Genomic DNA, 17,427 nt, shown 5'->3' with positions numbered 1-17,427 from the left:
CGGCTCAGCCATGCGCGCCGAATTCATTGGCAATTGCCGTGCCGATGCGCAGCGACAGGCCATGAGCCCGCTCAAGCGGATCGATGTAATCGCGGTGAATTGCCGCATAGCCTTCGCCGTCGCCGTCCGGATAATCGCTCGGTTCGTCGACCGCAAAATCGCCTGGCCGCGGAAAACTGGTGGGATAGGCGCGGCGCAGTTGTGCCAGCGCATCGTCGATCCGCAAGGTGAACACCATCTCCAGCACATCGTCCCGGCTGATGTCGTTTGCGCGGCTGAAGGCCGGCACGCTGACAGCGCGGATGAACATGTATTGCAGCATCGCCAGACGCAGAGCTTGCAGCACGCCGATCTGACGGCGAACGTTCTCGCGGTCCTCGAGCGGGCTCTCGTCGGGAATCAGATCGAGCAGCCGATGCAGTTTGAGCGCATCGACCCGCAGGCGCGATGCCAGACGGCGGAAGGTGCCGGTGCGATCATCCTTGGTGAGATATTCCGCGAGCACTTCGCAGGCGTCGGACAGCTGAGTTTCCGTCCCGCGGTAAGGGCGGCTGGCCCAATAGGCGCTGTTGAACAGCTCGCCATAGGCAGCCACTGTCTTGATGCTGGCCAGCGCGTTGGACGCGCGCACCAGCCGGATCAGCTGTTTGCCGCGCTCGCTTTCTGAAATCAGCTGCGCAAGATCCTCGTAATTTCCGTCAGCCGCAGTGCCGACGCCGGAGATGATATTCACCGGATAGCCGAGCTGTTGCAGGATCGCGTTGTGCGGAATCGCGCGAATCTGCCGCAGGTTCATATCGCGATCGGCGGACAGGTCGCTCTGGCGGCGCGAGACGCGGCTGCCGGTCGAATTGAGCAGGCCAAGGCCAAAGGCGGTCAGCGCCCGGCTGTAAGTGGCGCTTTCCAGATGTTCGCGCTGGTGCTTGCGAACCGCGCGGTAGAAATCCAGGCTGATGTCCGTGCGGCGATAAAACGGGTCCGTTGGCGCATCGGTATCGGTGGAGGACGGGTCGAGTACCGCAATCCGCGTCAGTGTCGCCTGGGCCAGTTCGGGCGTCGCGAAATGCAGATAGCCATCGCCGCCCTGGAAACTGACTTCGGGCTCAAGCCTTATCCCTGCACGGGCAAACCGCCGCCGCGCCCACGGGCTGAGCGGCCATGCCAGCCGGTCCTCGAAACCGCCCGGATGCGCGCCGCGCCCCATGCTCTCGCCATGGGTGTTGAAGATCAGCGCCGCGACATCGGTCAGCTCGTTCTTGGCCATCGCCTGCGCCATGCGGCCCTGCAACCGCTCGATCGCCAGGCTGGCCGGGATCTGCCCGACGAAGCGGCCGGCATCGGAAAAGCCTGTCTGGATGCACACGCGGCCGCGCTGACGGGCATATTGACGATAGCTTTCTTCCGCCATCAGCGAGTCGAGGAAACGGCCGCCGTGTTCCAGCGCGCTTTCCGTCTCGAACAGCGGAGAAACGTCGACCTTGTCCTCAATCCCGAACAGCTTGGCGAAATAGAGCGATGCGAGGATCGTGGAGGGCTGTTCGCATTCGGCGATAAGCATGCGGATCGGCGCATCGGCATCGATATGGTGCAGGATCTGCGCCATCGCGATGAACTGGCGGATCGCGGTGCTGCTCTCAGTCGCCAAGGCAGCGAAATTGGTGCGCAGCGGTTTCACTCTGGCCAGCAGATCACGCAGAGTGGCAACCGCGCCCTTGCTCGACAGGTCAAGTGTGTTGTCCGGGTCGATCCGGCGGCGGATCGCGTTGTGCAGCTGGCTCGAATTCACCCGGAAGTGGATCCAGCCCATGCCGAGCCCGTCGGCGCGCATAGCTGCTGCCAGCGTCTTGAGCGCAACCGCGCGGTCGGAACCGCACGTTGCCGCTTCGGCTTCGAGCTTGTCGATCGTCGGGGCGAGGCTGAGCAGTTTGCGCGGATCGTTTGCAGTCAGGCGGTTCGCGGCGACTGACAATGCCGCCGGATCGGTCAGGTCGGCGGCGAAATCATCCGCCCGGTGCTGCGCATAATCGCGCGCGGCCGCCAGCTCGCCGAGCAGGGGATGCGCCGCGTCCAGCGCTTCGAGCCTGACGCAATAGCGAGCCAGCCTTTGCGCTTTTTCCTTCAGGCGAAAACCGATGGAATCGAACCACTTGATGTCGGTTCTTCCATCCATGTCGTAACCCACCCAACTGGCAAAGCGGAAGGGGATGGGCGCGACGCCGGTCCATTGGTCGGGCCAGTTCTGTGCCGCTTCATGCAGTGCCGTCGCGACGATCCGGTCGCGCGCGTCCTGTGCATGGGCGATGGCAAGCATCGCACGATCATGCTCGTAGCCGAGCGTGACTGCGGGACGGTCGGCTCCGGTAACACAGCGCGCTTCCTGTCCGTTTCCAGCGGCCTCGGCGACGGCTTCGCTCTGGTCCGGAGTGAGCAGGAAGGTCGGATGCGCGGTGAACACAGCATGCAGGCTCGGGCGTTCCCACTGGTCCTTGAACGATGCGAAATCACCTGTGTCGCACAGCGCGGCCACTTCGCTGTCATTCGCCTCCGGGCCGACTGGCGAAAGATTGCGGCGAAGGCGGTAGGCCCTGCTGGTCAGCGAATGACATTCCAGCTCGCGTACGAGGCTCTCGACCTGATCAAGCGTGAGTTCGCCGCTTTCCAACTGGCGCGAAAGGTCGAGCGACAGCTGAAAGACTGGATTGAACAGCGGGGTTTGCTTGGTAAGCTGGTGCAGCTCCTGCAGGCGTTCGGATAGCTTCGCAAAACTGGTCATGCGCGCAGGGCCATCGCGTCGCGCGCCATGGTTTCAACCGCAGCCTTGTCCGGCGCACCCTTGGGGGCGACCCAGCTTCCGCCGACACACAGCACCGGCTCGAAGGCAAGCCATTCGGCGGCGTTCTCCGTGGTGATCCCGCCGGTCGGGCAGAAGCGGCATTGACCGAACGGTGCGGCCAGCGCCTTCAGCGCGGGCAAGCCGCCGGCGGCCATGGCAGGGAAGAACTTGAACCGGGTAAGCCCGAGGTCGAGCCCGCGCATGATGTCGCCTGCTGTGGCAATTCCTGGCAGGAACGGGATGCCATGGCGGATCGCTGCGCGCCCGAGCGTGTCCGTCAACCCGGGCGAGACGATGAACTCGCTGCCAGCGGAAATCGCATCTTCCAGCTCTTCCTGATTGGTGACTGTCCCCGCGCCGACAATTGCGCCCGGGACTTGCTTCATCGCAGTGATCGCAGCCAGCGCGGCCGGAGTTCGCAGCGTGACTTCGAGCACGCGCAATCCGCCTGCAACCAGCGCTTCGGCGAGCGGCACGGCATGTTCCACCTTGTCTATGACAATGACGGGAATGACCGGCGCGGTGCGCATGATGGTGTCGATGTCGCTCATGTCGATGAATTCCCGTGTTCAGAGGTAAACGCGGCTGCGGCGCCAAACAGGCCCGGCTGCGGATGGATAATCAGTTTGACCGGGATCGAAGACATCAGCTCCTGGAACCGGCCCTTGGCCTTGAACCGCTCGGCAAAGCCCGATTTGAGCAGGGTCTCACGGATGCGATAGCCGAGCCCGCCGGCGATCACGACCCCGCCGAAGCCCCCTTGGGCCAGCGCGATATCGCCCGCAACACTGCCGAGCGACATGCAGAAACGGTCGACCGCTGCAGCGGCGAGGCTGTCACTGCCGTCCTGCCCGCGGGTCCAGATCGCGATGTCGTCTTCGTCCGCTACAGCCTTGCCTTCCATTGCCGCCAGCGCTGCGTAGATATCGGAAATCGCCGGTCCGGCGACGACGCGCTCGACCGACACGCGGGTGTGCCGCTTGCGCAGCCGCGCAAGGATTGCATCGTCGATCTGATCGAGCGGAGCAAAATCGATGTGCCCGCCTTCAGTGGCCGAGACGCGGTAAGTGCCGTCCGGCTCGCGGTAGAGATGCGCCACCCCAAGCCCGGTGCCGGGGCCGAGCACGCTCAGGCGTCCGGTCGGGGCCAGCGGCTTGTCCGGGCCGGTCAGGTGGACAAACTGGTCCTGCGGCGCACGCGCTACCGCGTGGGCCACCGCTTCGAAATCGTTGACAATGGTGCAGCGCTCGACCCCGAGCTTTTCCTGCACCAGTGCCGGGCGGATGATCCACGGGTTGTTGGTGAAGCGGATGACTCTGTTTGGATCATTCGGGCTACCGACAGGCCCGGCAATCGCCATGCTGACATTGGCCGGCAGCGTCCCGCCCTTGCGCTGGCGATAATCCTCCCACGCAGTCTGAAAACTGGCGTGATCGTCCGTGTGGAGCGTTTCCGGCTCGTCCATGCTGATGCTGCCATCGCTGCCCATGCTGGCGATGACGAACCGGGCATGAGTGCCCCCGATATCTACCGCAACGACATCCATCACATTCCCCCTGTTGCGAGCATCGCAGAGCCGCCCTTTTCAGCGCCATCGGCATGCATGCGGAACATGGCGAACAGCTCGCGGCCCATGCCCTGCTGATCAAGACTGTCGGGCGCGGGATCGCGGCTGTCGAGGTCGGCGGTGGTGGAAAGCTCCCCTGTCGTGGCGCAGATTTTCACCACATCGCCATCGCGCAGTTTCGACAAAGGGCCGCCGCCCAGCGCTTCGGGCGTGCAATGAATCGCCGCGGGCACTTTGCCGCTTGCGCCCGACATGCGCCCGTCGGTCACCAGCGCGACTTTATATCCGCGGTCCTGCAGCACGCCGAGCGGCGGGGTCAGCTTGTGCAATTCCGGCATACCGTTGGCGCGGGGCCCCTGAAACCGGACGACGACCACCACGTCGCGGTCCAGCTCGCCAGCCGAGAAAGCTTCAGCCACCGCGTGCTGCGTTTCAAACACCCGGCAGGGCGCTTCGACAGTGTAGCGATCACGCGCGACAGCAGAGGATTTGAAGCAGGCGCGGCCCAGATTGCCCTGTACCAGCCGCATTCCGCCATCGGGCTGGAACGGATCGCTGGCAGGTTTGAGCATCGTATCGTCGCCGCTCTTGCCGACTTCGCGCCAGGTCAGCGTGTCTCCGTCGAGGCCCGGCTCCCGCGCATAGGCGGACAGATCGCCGGCCCCCACGGTTAGCACGTCGCGGTGGCACAGACCCTCGCTCAGCAGCGTACCGATTACATAGCCCATGCCGCCCGCATCGTGGAAATGGTTCACGTCGCCGGCGCCGTTGGGATAGACATTGGCGACCAGCGGCACCGCGCCGGAAAGTTCGGCCAGGTCGGTCCAGTCGAACTGGACACCTGCCGCGCGGGCCATCGCCGGAATGTGGATCGCGTGGTTGGTCGACCCGCCGGTGGCGAGCAGGCCGATAGCGGCGTTGATAATGGCTTTTTCGTCGACGCAATGGCCGAGCGGGCGATAGTCGTTACCGCTGCGCCCGATGGCCGCAACGCGGTGCACAGCCTCGCGGTCGAGCGCCTGCCGCAGCTTTGTACCCGGCTGGATGAAGGCGCTGCCCGGTATGTGCAGACCCATCATCTCCATCATCATCTGGTTGGAATTGGCAGTGCCATAGAAAGTGCAGGTGCCCGGCGAATGATAGCTTCCGAGCTCGCTTTCGAGCAACTGCGCGCGGGTCGCCTTGCCTTCGGCATAGAGCTGTCGCGTGGCCTGTTTCTGCTTGTTCGAAATGCCGCTTGGCATCGGACCGCTCGGCACGAAAATCGCGGGCAGATGTCCGAACCGCAAAGCCCCGATCACCAGGCCGGGCACGATCTTGTCGCAAATGCCCAGCATCAACGCGCTGTCATACATCGCATGGCTCAGCGCGACGCCGGTCGAAAGCGCGATGACATCGCGGCTGAAGAGCGAAAGCTCCATGCCCGTCTCGCCCTGCGTGACCCCGTCGCACATTGCCGGGGTCGCCCCTGCGACCTGCGCGGTGGCGCCGACTTCACGGGCGTAGATCTTCAAACGCTCAGGGTACCGGCCGTAAGGCTGATGGGCGGAAAGCATGTCGTTATAGGCGCTGACGATGCCGATATTCGGGCCGCGATTGGCTTTGAGCGCAGTCTGATCTTCCAGCGCACCGGCATAGGCATGGGCGAGATTGGAACAGGATACCTGCGCGCGGTCGGGCTGATTGTCCGCCTCGCGCGCGATCAGATCGAGATAGGCCGTGCGGCTGTCGCTCGATTTCTCGATCACCCGCTGCGTCACGCGGTGGATCGTGTCGTGCAGCGTATCACTCATGCCAGCTTACCCCGTCGCGTTCGGCCAGCGCGATGGCTGCGCTCGGCCCCCAGCTCCCCGCCGTGTAGGTTTTGGGTTTCAGATCATCGTCTGCCCACAGCATCCGGATCGCATCGATCCATTCCCACTGGGCCTCCACTTCGTCGCGGCGGACGAACAGGGTCTGATCGCCTTCGATCAGATCGAGCAGCAGCCGCTCGTAAGCGATCCTTCGCACCGTGCCGGAAAAGGCATCGGGCAGGGCGATATTGAGCGGCACTTGCCGCAAGCGGATGCCCTCACGGTCCAACCCCGGCACTTTCGACATCAGCGAGAGCGTGATGTTCTCTTCCGGCTGAATGCCGATCACCAGCTTGTTAGGCTGCATCGTGGCGCCTTTACCCGCGAAGATCGAATGCGGCACACAGCGGAAATGGACGATGATCTCCGTCACCCGCCGGGGCAGCCGCTTGCCGGTCCGCAGATAGAAGGGCACACCCTTCCAGCGCCAATTGTCGACATGCGCCTTGATCGCGACGAAGGTTTCCGTGTCGCTTTCCTGGCCCAGTTCTTCATCATACCCCGGCACGGCCTGGCCGCCAATCGCTCCGGCACGGTATTGGCCGGTCACCGTCTCACCAGTCTCGACCTTGCGCAGGCTGCGTAGCACCTTGACCTTCTCGTCGCGCACGGCAGTTGCGTCGAACTGACCGGGAGGCTCCATCGCGACCAGCGCGAGCAGCTGAAGCATGTGGTTCTGGACCATGTCGCGCAGCGCGCCGCTGTCATCGTAATAGGCGACCCGGCTTTCCAGCCCGACCGTTTCGCCGACAGTGATCTGGACATGGTCGATATGCGCTGCATTCCACAGCGGTTCGAACATGATGTTGGCGAACCGCAGCGCGAGCAGGTTCTGGACCGTTTCCTTGCCGAGGTAGTGATCGATACGGAAGATGCGGTCTTCGGGATAGGCGCCGGCGACCGCGTCGTTGATCTCACAGCTCGATGCAAGATCGATCCCCAGCGGCTTTTCGAGGCACATCCGCACGGTCTCGCCGTCCAGCCCGGCGTGTTGCAGACCCTTGATCGTCGGTTCGAACAGGCTCGGCGCAGTCGACAGGAAGATTGCCAGCCCCTTGTCGGTCGGGCCGACCTTTCGGGCGAGTTCCTCGTAACCCTCCAGCGTTGTCGCATCGAGCGGCTGGTAGCTCAGCCGGTTGAGGAAACTGGCCATGCCGCCGCGGCGATTGGCCGGCAGGTATTTCTCCAGCGCTTCGCGGGCGAACTGGCGGAAGCCCGCATCGTCAAGGTCACTGCGCGCGGTGCCGATGATCTTCAGGCCGGGATCGATCAGCTCGTCGGCGTGCAGTGCACACAAGCTCGGCAGCAGCATCCGCTGCGACAGATCGCCCGTGGCACCGAACAACAAGAGGCGGTCGGCGGTAAAACTCATGCGCGTAGATCTCCCATGTCTCGCAAGGCAACGCGTAGCAGGACCAGACAGGGCGCGCCATGCACCGCAATCGTATTCTTGCCTGATCCTAGCCGGTTTTCACTTCGACGGTCTTCTCAAGGAATTCGGCTGCTCCGAAGCTGGTCATGAAGCTCACGTCGGCGGCGTCGCGTCCGACACCGATTTTTACGATATCCTCTGCGTTGGCCATGTTGGTTGCGTCGATCAGGTACCATGCGCCGCCGCTGATCGATGAACCGTCGGCCATCGTGGGGTCGGACAGAAAAACTTCCGCGACAGCGTGGAAATCGGGCGGGGTGACCTGCGGCGCAAAGCAGCTGACGAAGCGCGCCGGTATCCCGCTTGCGCGGGCAAAGGCGATCATGACATGGGCGTAGTCGCGGCAGATGCCGCGCCGCTCGATGAAGCTGTCGACCGCCGTGGTGGAGGAGTTCGACGCGCCCGGCGTGTAGGTGAAATTCGACGCAATCCAGTTGTGCATTGCCATGATCCGCGCACCGCCTTCTGCTTGACCAAACTCGTCATGGACGAAGCTCTGCATGCGGTCGGCCTGGCAATAGCGCGAATCGAACAGATATTTCACCGCTTCGGCGGGGAGCGTGTGCGGCGGCACGCGGTGCAGAGCGCTGATCGGGCTGAGCAACCGGTCGAGTTCAACCTCGCTGGTGTATTCGACTTCGAACCGGCCATCGACGCGCAGCCAGATGCGCTCGCCGATGTCATCGCCCGCTGCCACCCGCGCACAATATTCAGAGCTGGACATGCTGGTGTTCGCCGCCAGCAAGCGCTGCTCCGGAATTGCCGCTGCTTCGAATTGGAGCAGGACATCGGTTGGTTCTTCGGTGCGGAAAGCAAAGCTGGCGGAAATGGAAGTGGTCATGCGGGCTCAACGCGGGGCACAAGCATTGGTTGCATCATTCGCCTGCGAGATGCAGCGCGATCTCCCTTCTGTGGGGTGCCGCGCGATGTTCGATCAGGAAGACCCCTTGCCAGGTGCCCAGCATCATCTCGCCAAGATCGATCGGGACGCATAGCGAAACGCCGGTCAGCGCCGATTTGAGATGTGCGGGCATTTCGTCGGGCCCTTCGTCGTCATGTTCGTACTGCGCACCCTGCGGCGCCAGCCGGTCAAGCCAGCGCAACATATCGCGCCGAACCGCTGCTGATGCGTTCTCCGTAATTACGAGCGAGGCGGACGTATGACGGCACAGCGCGGTCAGCAGACCGGCGCGAATCCCAGTTGAGGCGACCCACGCAGCGATATCGCGCGTAATCTCATGCATTCCGGGGCCGGATGTCGGGACAGCAAGGGTGGAAGTATGGTGGGGCATCTCGGCGCAATTCTAGAGGCGTTGCACAAGCTCGCAAGGAAGGATTTTCCTACACGGACCGGCCGCGCTATCATTGCGCCGCATTCTTTGACGATCGAAGCTTCAATCGGGTTTTTCGATAGGAAGTGTCGCCCTGTTGGACTTTGCAAAAACGCTCGAAAACAGAGTGTTACGAAATCCAACAGGGTGACACCTGTCACCTTAATCCAACAAATTAAGCGGGCACACCGAACAGGTCGTGTGCGTCCGAATCCTCGATCTCGACCTGGATGATATCGCCCTGTTGCAGCGCCGCGGCGACATTGCGGAGGTAGACCGCGCCGTCGATCTCGGGGGCATCGGCCTGACTGCGGGCAGTGGCGCCGATATCGCCGTCCTCGTCGGGTTCGCCGACTTCGTCGATGATGACAGGAATGGTCTTGCCGACTTTTGCCGCGAGTTTGGCGGCGCTGATCCGCTCGGTGACTTCCATCACCCGGGCGTAGCGATCTTCTTTCACTTCTTCGGGCACGGGGTCGGGCAGAGCGTTGGCCTGCGCGCCTTCGACCGGCTCGAAGCGGAATGCGCCGACGCGGTCAAGCTGCGCCTCTTCCAGCCAGTCGAGCAGATATTTGAAGTCGTCTTCGGTCTCGCCCGGGAAGCCAACGACGAAGCTGGAGCGAACGGCGATCTCGGGGCAGATTTCACGCCAGCCCCTGAGCCGTTCGAGCACTTTTGCCTCGTTCGCCGGGCGCTTCATCGACTTGAGCACTTTCGGGCTCGCATGCTGGAACGGAATGTCGAGATAGGGCGTCAGCAGACCTTCGGCCATCAGCGGGATGACCGCATCGACATGCGGGTAGGGATAGACATAGTGGAGGCGGACCCAAGGGGGCGTGCCGCCACCAATATCGAGCTGGCCCAGCTCGCGCGCGAGGTCGGTCATATGGGCACGCACTTCGCGCCCTTTCCAAGGCTTCGTCTCATGCCGCGTATCGACGCCGTAAGCGGACGTGTCCTGGCTAATCACCAACAGTTCCCTGGTGCCTGCTGCGACGAGCTTTTCCGCTTCGCGCAGGACCGCATCGATCCGCCGGCTCGCGAGCTTGCCGCGCAGGTCCGGGATGATGCAGAAAGCGCAGGAGTGATTGCAGCCTTCGGAAATCTTCAGATAGCTGTAGTGGCGCGGTGTCAGCTTGATGTCCGGTTGCGGGATCAGGTCGACAAACGGCCCCTGGCTCGGCGGTGCGTGCTCGTGAACCGCTTCGACCACCTGCTCATACTGGTGGGCACCGGTGACTGCGAGCACTTGCGGATGCGCCGCGCGGATCGCGTCGGCTTCCTCCCCCATGCAGCCCGTCACGATCACGCGGCCGTTCTCGGCTATTGCTTCGCCAATCGCCTGCAGGCTCTCTTCTTTTGCGGAATCGAGAAAGCCGCAGGTGTTGACCAACACGACGTCGGCGCCCGCATAATCGGGTGACATGGCGTAGCCGTCTGCGCGCAAACGGGTGAGAATGCGCTCGGAATCGACCAGCGCCTTGGGGCAGCCGAGACTGACCATGCCGACCTTCTTCTGATCGGGAAGAGTTTTGGTAATGCTCATAGTTGCGCGCGCCTCTACACGCGCTGCGCGCAATACGCTATCCCTTGCTGCGGGTCCGCATGAAGAGGGGAACAGTGATGTTCGATGTTAACTGGCTGGCCATTGTGCTGGCTGCGCTTGCAGGGTTCGTGGTTGGCGGCATCTGGTACGGCCCGGTGATGGGCAAGCAATGGATGGGTGCGGTCGGCCTGACCGAAGAACAGGTCAAGCAGGGCAATATGGCGCTGATTTACGGCGGCGCATTCGCCTTTTCCCTGCTTGCCAGCTGGACGCTGGCACACACTTTCGCCAGCTATGGCTACGAATTAGGGGTGGGTGCCAAGGTCCTGACCGCGTTCGGCGTGGCACTGGGCTTCATCGTTCCGGCCATCGGCACGAACTACCTTTTCAGCCAGAAGGGCAAGGCGCTGTTCTTCATCGACGCGGCATATTGGCTGCTGTTCTACACTGCGATGGGGCTGGTTCACGCCTATATGCCATAAAGGCAGGACTACGGTTTCTGCGTCAATCGTGGCCGTTATGGCCGTCACCGCGTTGAGTGCCATTCTGTGTCGGGACGATTTCGACGACGATATCGCCCGGCAGCAGGCTTTGGCAATCGTCTTCCCAGAAGCCGAGCACCTTGCCGCTGCGGTAGACGCGCAAGCCGCGTCCGCCTGAACGCAGCTCCGATATGGCAAGACCGCATTCCTCGGCGGTCACTTCACGCTCGACCAGCTGGACCCGCCCGGTCACCGATGCGAGATCCGCGAGATAGTCAGCGATATGCTCGCCCTTGGCGCTTCCGGCCAGAAGCAGGCCGGTAAAGCGGACCGGATTGATGACATTGTTGGCCCCGGCCTGACGCGCGAGCGATTCATTGTCGGCCGCCCGCACGACCACGCTTATCGGGACGTCGGGGGCTATCTGGCGCACCGTGAGCACGATCAATATCGATGTATCATCACGCCCGGCGGACACGAGCACATTGGCTGCCTGCCTGATCCGCACGGCCTTGAGGGTTTCGTCACGCGTGGCATCGGCCGCCATGACGTTGCAGCCCATATTTTCGGCGTCAGCGAGACGATCCGCGCTCGGGTCGACCACCACAATTTCGCTCGGATCGGCACCGCGCTCGATCAATTCATTCACACTCTCGGATCCCGAGACGCCATAGCCAAGCACGACGATATGGTCGGTAAGCTGTTCCTGAATGCGGGCCATGCGCCATTTCTCCCAGCTGTGTTTAATAAGAAAATTGTAGGCCGTGCCCACGAATATGAAGAGCACTGCGAAGCGTACCGGCGTAACAATCACTGCTTCCACCAGCCGCGCCCGATCCGTAACCGGGGCAATATCGCCGAAGCCGGTCGTGGTGATGGAGATCATGGTAAAATAGACCACGTCGAGAAAACTGACTTCACCGTCCAGATTGTCGACCAGTCCTTCCCGGTCCCACCAGTGTATCAATATCACCATGCCGATCAAAAACAGTGCGAGACCAACCCGGATGCCCAGATCGCCCCACACCGGGACCTTGACCGCGCGGCGCAGTGGTTGGAACCGAGACCCGCGCACGCGGCGTCCGCTGCCGGGTGCTACAATCCGGTCGTTCTGCTTTTCCATCGCGGTCAGCGTTGCGGCAGCTTCTTGGCCGGGTCAACCGGCACGTTGTCTTTGAGGATGTCGAAATGCACCTCGGGCCGGGTTGCGACGCCGCCGCTGCCCGCCAAGCCCAAGCGCTCGCCGGTCTTCACCACATCGCCCAACTTGACTGTGATGCGCGATAAATGGCCATAACGGGTGCGCCATCCGTTGCCATGGTCAAGCACGATCAGCCGGCCGAAACGTCCGGAATCCTGCTGGGCATAGACCACCGTACCCGAGGACGAGGCGCGCACCATGTCACCGGTTTTGGCTGCGAGGTCGATCCCTTCGTGGCCCTTGTCATCGCGCCGCTGGAAACCGAGCAGGACCGCGCCATCATGTGGCCAGCGGAAATAGGGTTCTGTGCGCGTTTCGACCGGCGTTTCAGACACTGCGATAACCGCAGGGATGATCAGCCGCTGTCCAGTTTTGACGGTGTATGGTTCATCCATCCCGTTGGCGATGGCGATATTCTCAAACGGAACTCCGTAGCGGCGCGAAATGGCGAGACCGGTGTCACCGTCCTTGACGACATGCACACGCTGCCGGGGGATTGCGAGGGTTTGGCCGACGCGGACGTTGTAGGGTTCGACCAGTCCGTTGGCTGCAGCAATCACGCCCATCGGCACGCCTGCGCGACTGGCGATCCCGCTCAGGGTCTCACCCTCGGCCACCACATGGTGCGCTTCGGTCGCCGGATCGCCGGCTGCGAGAAGGAGCGGCAAGAATGCGAGCAAAGCGAAATGTTTCATGCGGTTATTCCTCGGCGGCGAAGCTTTCACGCAGTGTGGCGAGTGAGGAGTCATGCGTCAATTCGGGGCGCAGCGGTGTTACAGAGATATACCCGTCGGCAATGGCCTCCAGATCGGTGTCGTGGTCATTGGTGTGTTCGATCGCATGCAGTCCGAACCAGTAATAGGTCAGCCCGCGCGGGTCCCGCCCTTCGACCACGCTGCCGCGCGAATAGTCATGAAAACCCTGCCGGACCACGCGGATGCCTTTGATATCGGCGGCGGCGCGCGGCGGGAAATTGACGTTCACCAGCATCCGGTCTGCGAAGTCGAGTGTGAGCAACGGACGCAGCACCTTCGCGCCCCACTGGCGCGCTGCTTCGAATACATCGCGATCACCTTCGCGGTCGAGCACCTGACTGAGCGCAATCGAGCGGATGCCCGCAAGCGCACCTTCCATTGCCGCCGAAACGGTGCCCGAATAGGTGATATCATCACCGAGGTTCGCCCCGCGATTGACCCCGGACAGAATCAGATCGGGCTTGAGTTCCTTGAGCACCGTACGCAGCGCCAGCATGACGCTGTCGGTCGGGGTGCCGGTTACGGAGAAACGTCGCTCCCCCAGCTTGCGCAGCCGCACGGGCTGGTTGAGCGTCAGGGAATGGCCCGCGCCCGATTGCTCTTCAGCCGGGGCGCAGATCCAGACGTCCTCGCTCAATTCGCGAGCAATCTCCTCCAGCACGGCAAATCCGGGCGCATTGATCCCGTCGTCATTGGTGAGGAGAATGCGCATCGAATTTCCGATCAGTTGTTGCCCATCACGATATCACCGAGCGAGCCGAGCACGCTGCCTTCGCCGGCATTGTTCTTGCTGCCGAGCGGGCCCGCTGCTGCGAGCATTCGTCCGGCAAGGCGGCTGAATGGTAGCGATTGTATCCACACCTTGCCGGGGCCGCGCAGCCGGGCGAAGAACACGCCTTCGCCGCCCACCAGCATGGTCTTGACCCCGCCCACGCGAGTGACATCCATGTCGACCCCGGAAGTGTAGGCCGCGACGCAGCCGGTATCGACATGCAGTTCTTCGCCCGGGCCGAGCTCGCGCTCGATCAACGTGCCGCCCATCTGGACGAAGACCCAGCCATCACCGGTCAGTTTTTGCATGATGAAGCCTTCGCCGCCGAACAGGCCGGTCATCATCTTCTGCTGAAACTCGATCCCGATCGCCACCCCGCGAGCAGCGGCGAGGAAGCTGTCTTTCTGGCAGATCAATGTGCCGCCGACACTGTCCAGCTTGATCGGCAAGATCGTGCCGGGAGTAGGGGAAGCGAAAGCGACCCGCGCCTTGCCCTGGCCCTGATGGGTGAAGACCGTGGTGAACAGGCTTTCGCCGGTCACCAGCCGCTTGCCCGCACCGACAAGCTTGCCCATGAAGCCGCCATCCTGGCTGGCGCTGCCGTCACCGAAGACGGTCTGCATATCGATGCTGGCGTCTTTCCATACCATGGCACCGGCTTCTGCCACTGCGCTTTCACCCGGATCGAGTTCGATTTCGACGAACTGCAGGTCCTCTCCGCGGATGGCAAAATCGATATCATCGGACACGCTGCCGCTGCGGCTGTGGCTCCAGGGGCTATTGCTCATCGGGGATTCTCCTTGGTTGATCAGGCGAGAGGCTCCAGCCGCTCGATGCCGCCCATATACGGTTGAAGAACTTGCGGAATTGTAACGCTGCCGTCGGCCTGCTGGTAATTCTCCAGCACCGCGACAAGCGTGCGCCCGACCGCGAGGCCGGATCCGTTGAGTGTGTGGACAAAGGCGGTCTTCTTCTCGCCCTCGGGCTTGTAGCGCGCATCCATCCGGCGGGCCTGGAAATCGCCGCACCAGCTGATCGAGCTGATCTCGCGATAGGCACCCTGTCCGGGCAACCAGACTTCGACATCGAAAGTCTTGCGCGCGCCAAAGCCCATGTCACCGGTGCACAGCAGCATCTTGCGATAAGGCAGCTCAAGAGCTTCGAGCACACCTACGGCGCTTGCGACCATATGGTCATGCTCGGCCTGCGCTTCTTCGGGGCGGCAGATGCTGACCAGCTCGACCTTTTCGAACTGGTGCTGGCGGATGAAGCCGCGCGTATCCTTGCCCGCCGCACCCGCTTCGGAGCGGAAGCAGGGGGTGAGGGCAGTCATCCGGAGCGGGAAGTCGCTTTCGTCGAGAATCTGCTCGCGCACCGCATTGGTCAGGCTGACTTCGGCGGTGGGGATCAGCCAACGGTCGTCGGTGGTGCGGAAATTATCTTCGGCAAACTTGGGTAGCTGGCCGGTGCCGTACAGACTCTCACTGCGGACCAGCAATGGCGGCGCGCATTCGCGATAGCCGTTGTCGCCTGTTTGCCGGTCGAGCATGAACTGGCCAAGCGCACGATGAAGGCGGGCCATGCCGCCACGAAGGAAGGTAAATCGCGCGCCGGAGATAGAGGCGCCGGTTTCGAAATCCATGCCCAATGCGGGGCCGATATCGGCGTGTTCTTTCGCCTCGAAATCAAACGCGCGCGGGTCGCCCCAACGGCTGACTTCGACATTATCGTCTTCGTCAGCGCCTTCAGGCACGTCTTCGGCGGGCAAATTGGGAATCGCGGCCAGCACGGCTTCGAGCTCAGCGCTCAGCTGCCGGTCCTGCTCTTCCAGCTCCGGCATCTTCTGCTTCAAGTCCGCCACTTCGGCCTTGAGAGCTTCGGCCTTGTCCTTGTCGCCCTGGCCCATCGCCTGGCCAATCGCCTTGGACACATCGTTGCGGCGGCTTTGTACGACCTGCAGTTCAGTCGTCACTTCGCGGCGCTTCGCATCGAGCGCAAGGATGGCGGTGGACGACGCCTCGACCCCGCGCCTTGCCAGCGCGGTGTCGAAGGCTTCGGGATTGTCTCGGATAGAGCGGATATCGTGCATGGGCGGGCGCTATGCCGCTTTATCGGAGCCGCTTCAAGCGCATGCTGGCAGCGCAATCAGATCGCAGAGCTGAACTGCCGCGCCGACTCCTGGCGGTAACTGTCGAACAGAGCGGCAATCGAACGTGCGTAGGGCAGGCCATCGGGCGTGATCGACAGCCAACCGTCCTCGTAAGTGGCAAGTTCGCGCGCGATGAACGACTGCAGCCCGGACCATGCCTTTCGCATCAGACAGGCACCGATCCGCGCCCGTCCGTCACACAGCAGGCGCGTGATCACTGCGCCGCGATAGCGGTCATCAACGCTACGCACGATCCCCCGTTCGCTGGCCAGCAGCCCCTGGCTTGATTTCATGCGATACCGTCCGCTGTTCTTCTCGTTTTGCGCGATCAGGTCCGGGAAGCTGCTGATGGCGGAACTTCCCAGGCCGATGAGGTTGGGCGAAGGATCGTCGGTAAAGCCCTGAAAGTTGCGGTGCAGTCTGCCCTCGCGCACGGCCTTCGCCAGGGGATCACTGACGGTCCGTGCGAAATGGTCGAATCCGACCGGCGTGAAGCCATGGCTGCCGAGATAGGAGTAACCGAGCTGTGCCATCTCGAAGCGCGCGCGGGCACCGGGCAAATTGCTGGCATCGATTGCCCGCTGGCGCGGTACGATGTGCGGCACATGGGCATAGCCGAACAGCGCAATCCTGTCTGCGGCCAGCGCGCAGGTGCGGTCCAGGCTGTCGAGCAGATCGTCCTGCGATTGACCGGGCAGGCCGTACATCAGATCGAAATTGAGCGATTGGACCCCCGCCGCGCGCAGCCTCTCGACGGCTCTGACGATCAGCTCTTCCGGCTGGACGCGGCCGATTGCCTGCTGGCACGCAGCAGAGAATGTCTGCACACCAAGGCTCGCGCGCTGCACGCCGGTTTCCGCAAGGACATCGGCCCATTCGCCAGTCATGCTGCGAGGATCAAGCTCGATCGACCATTCGGGATCGGCAAGATTGAACCGCTGATGGAGCGCTTCGACCAGCGTGCGGAATTCATCGGGGGCTATGGCATTGGGACTGCCCCCGCCGAACGAGATACGCCGAACCCGGGCATCGCCGGGCAGCAACGCGCCGACTGTCGCAATTTCCTGCAAGAGAGCGCTAACATAACTCTCGAGCCGGTGGCGCCGGTTGGCGCGTCCGGTGTTGCAGCCGCAGTAGAAACATATTTTTTCGCAGAACGGGATATGCAGGTACAGCGAGACATCGCCTTCTGCGTTGTGCAGGGCGCTGCGATAGGCGTCAGCCGCCAGCGGGCCGAAGTCCGCTGCAGTCGGGTAGCTGGTATAGCGCGGGACCGGCTTCGCGAGCAGGTCGGGGTGATAGGTCCACATGCAGGCCCTATGGCCGCGGGCGAGTAGCCTTTCTTTGACGCAGATCAATTGTCTTGCGGCAATTGCCGGCATGACAGGCATTTTCGTGGCACGGCTCCGGCAGATGACGCGGTGAACGCTTGAGCGGGATACTTATCTCAGGCCCGCCGCATTGTTTGGCGACAATCTCTGCGCCGCCAGCGGGCGGAGGGCCCGC

Annotated in this window: 15 protein-coding genes; 1 reads left to right on the top strand and 14 read right to left on the bottom strand. The window is 62.7% G+C overall.

All coding sequences use genetic code 11. The features are described 5' to 3' along the window. Positions 1-4: 4 nt before the first annotated feature. The 8 genes from E0502_RS02830 to rimO form a co-directional block, all read right to left on the bottom strand. Entirely contained in the window at positions 5-2,773 is a 2,769-nt protein-coding gene (locus E0502_RS02830; protein ID WP_137676452.1) for a phosphoenolpyruvate carboxylase, read from the bottom strand. Further along, positions 2,770-3,384: a bifunctional 4-hydroxy-2-oxoglutarate aldolase/2-dehydro-3-deoxy-phosphogluconate aldolase gene (gene eda, locus E0502_RS02825; protein WP_137676451.1), complete on the bottom strand. Its 615-nt coding sequence runs from the start codon at positions 3,382-3,384 to the stop codon at positions 2,770-2,772. Before eda ends, E0502_RS02830 begins: the two co-directional genes overlap by 4 nt. Next, a complete protein-coding gene (locus E0502_RS02820; protein WP_137676450.1) occupies positions 3,381-4,379 on the bottom strand; it encodes a glucokinase in 999 nt (332 codons plus the stop codon). Before E0502_RS02820 ends, eda begins: the two co-directional genes overlap by 4 nt. Beyond that, positions 4,379-6,193: a phosphogluconate dehydratase gene (gene edd, locus E0502_RS02815; protein WP_137676449.1), complete on the bottom strand. Its 1,815-nt coding sequence runs from the start codon at positions 6,191-6,193 to the stop codon at positions 4,379-4,381. Before edd ends, E0502_RS02820 begins: the two co-directional genes overlap by 1 nt. After that, positions 6,186-7,625: a glucose-6-phosphate dehydrogenase gene (zwf, locus tag E0502_RS02810; protein ID WP_137676448.1), complete on the bottom strand. Its 1,440-nt coding sequence runs from the start codon at positions 7,623-7,625 to the stop codon at positions 6,186-6,188. The genes edd and zwf overlap by 8 nt, the downstream gene beginning before the upstream one ends. Positions 7,626-7,713: 88 nt before the next feature. Continuing rightward, a complete protein-coding gene (locus E0502_RS02805) occupies positions 7,714-8,526 on the bottom strand; it encodes a transglutaminase-like domain-containing protein (protein ID WP_137676447.1) in 813 nt (270 codons plus the stop codon). A gap of 34 nt (positions 8,527-8,560) precedes the next feature. Continuing rightward, positions 8,561-8,977 (bottom strand): secondary thiamine-phosphate synthase enzyme YjbQ, encoded by a 417-nt coding sequence (locus E0502_RS02800; RefSeq protein ID WP_137676446.1) that lies wholly within the window; start codon positions 8,975-8,977, stop codon positions 8,561-8,563. Positions 8,978-9,191: 214 nt separating this feature from the next. Beyond that, on the bottom strand, positions 9,192-10,562 hold the full coding sequence (gene rimO / locus E0502_RS02795) for a 30S ribosomal protein S12 methylthiotransferase RimO (protein ID WP_137676445.1): 1,371 nt from the start codon (positions 10,560-10,562) through the stop codon (positions 9,192-9,194). Positions 10,563-10,621: 59 nt separating this feature from the next. Here rimO and E0502_RS02790 point away from each other — a divergent pair, with 59 nt between their 5' ends. Beyond that, on the top strand, positions 10,622-11,044 hold the full coding sequence (locus E0502_RS02790; RefSeq protein ID WP_240048831.1) for a DUF1761 domain-containing protein: 423 nt from the start codon (positions 10,622-10,624) through the stop codon (positions 11,042-11,044). 22 nt (positions 11,045-11,066) lie between these two features. Here the strand turns inward: E0502_RS02790 and E0502_RS02785 are convergent, their stop codons facing one another. Genes E0502_RS02785 through hemN form a run of 6 tightly spaced genes read right to left on the bottom strand, consistent with a single transcriptional unit; the run spans position 11,067 to position 17,231 of the window. After that, positions 11,067-12,167, bottom strand: coding sequence for a potassium channel family protein (locus E0502_RS02785; protein WP_137676444.1), 1,101 nt, complete (start codon positions 12,165-12,167; stop codon positions 11,067-11,069). Between the two features lie 5 nt (positions 12,168-12,172). Then, the gene (locus E0502_RS02780) at positions 12,173-12,940 is read right to left on the bottom strand and encodes a M23 family metallopeptidase (protein ID WP_161593690.1); all 768 of its coding nucleotides are present in this window, start codon (positions 12,938-12,940) and stop codon (positions 12,173-12,175) included. Positions 12,941-12,944: 4 nt separating this feature from the next. After that, complete coding sequence (gene surE / locus E0502_RS02775) at positions 12,945-13,712, bottom strand: 5'/3'-nucleotidase SurE (protein ID WP_137676442.1); 768 nt, start codon at positions 13,710-13,712, stop codon at positions 12,945-12,947. A gap of 11 nt (positions 13,713-13,723) precedes the next feature. After that, a complete protein-coding gene (locus E0502_RS02770) occupies positions 13,724-14,560 on the bottom strand; it encodes a TIGR00266 family protein (RefSeq protein WP_137676441.1) in 837 nt (278 codons plus the stop codon). A gap of 20 nt (positions 14,561-14,580) precedes the next feature. Next, positions 14,581-15,861 carry a serine--tRNA ligase gene (gene serS, locus E0502_RS02765; RefSeq protein WP_137676440.1) on the bottom strand — a complete coding sequence of 427 codons (1,281 nt, stop codon included), beginning with the start codon at positions 15,859-15,861 and terminating at the stop codon, positions 14,581-14,583. A gap of 56 nt (positions 15,862-15,917) precedes the next feature. After that, a complete protein-coding gene (hemN, locus tag E0502_RS02760; protein WP_137676439.1) occupies positions 15,918-17,231 on the bottom strand; it encodes an oxygen-independent coproporphyrinogen III oxidase in 1,314 nt (437 codons plus the stop codon). Positions 17,232-17,427: the final 196 nt, after the last annotated feature.

This window comes from Parerythrobacter lutipelagi (genome assembly GCF_005434975.1).
GTDB classification, from domain to species: domain Bacteria; phylum Pseudomonadota; class Alphaproteobacteria; order Sphingomonadales; family Sphingomonadaceae; genus Parerythrobacter_A; species Parerythrobacter_A lutipelagi.
The sequence above is the reverse complement of the archived record's forward strand: the minus strand, read 5'-3'. Positions and strand labels throughout refer to the sequence as shown.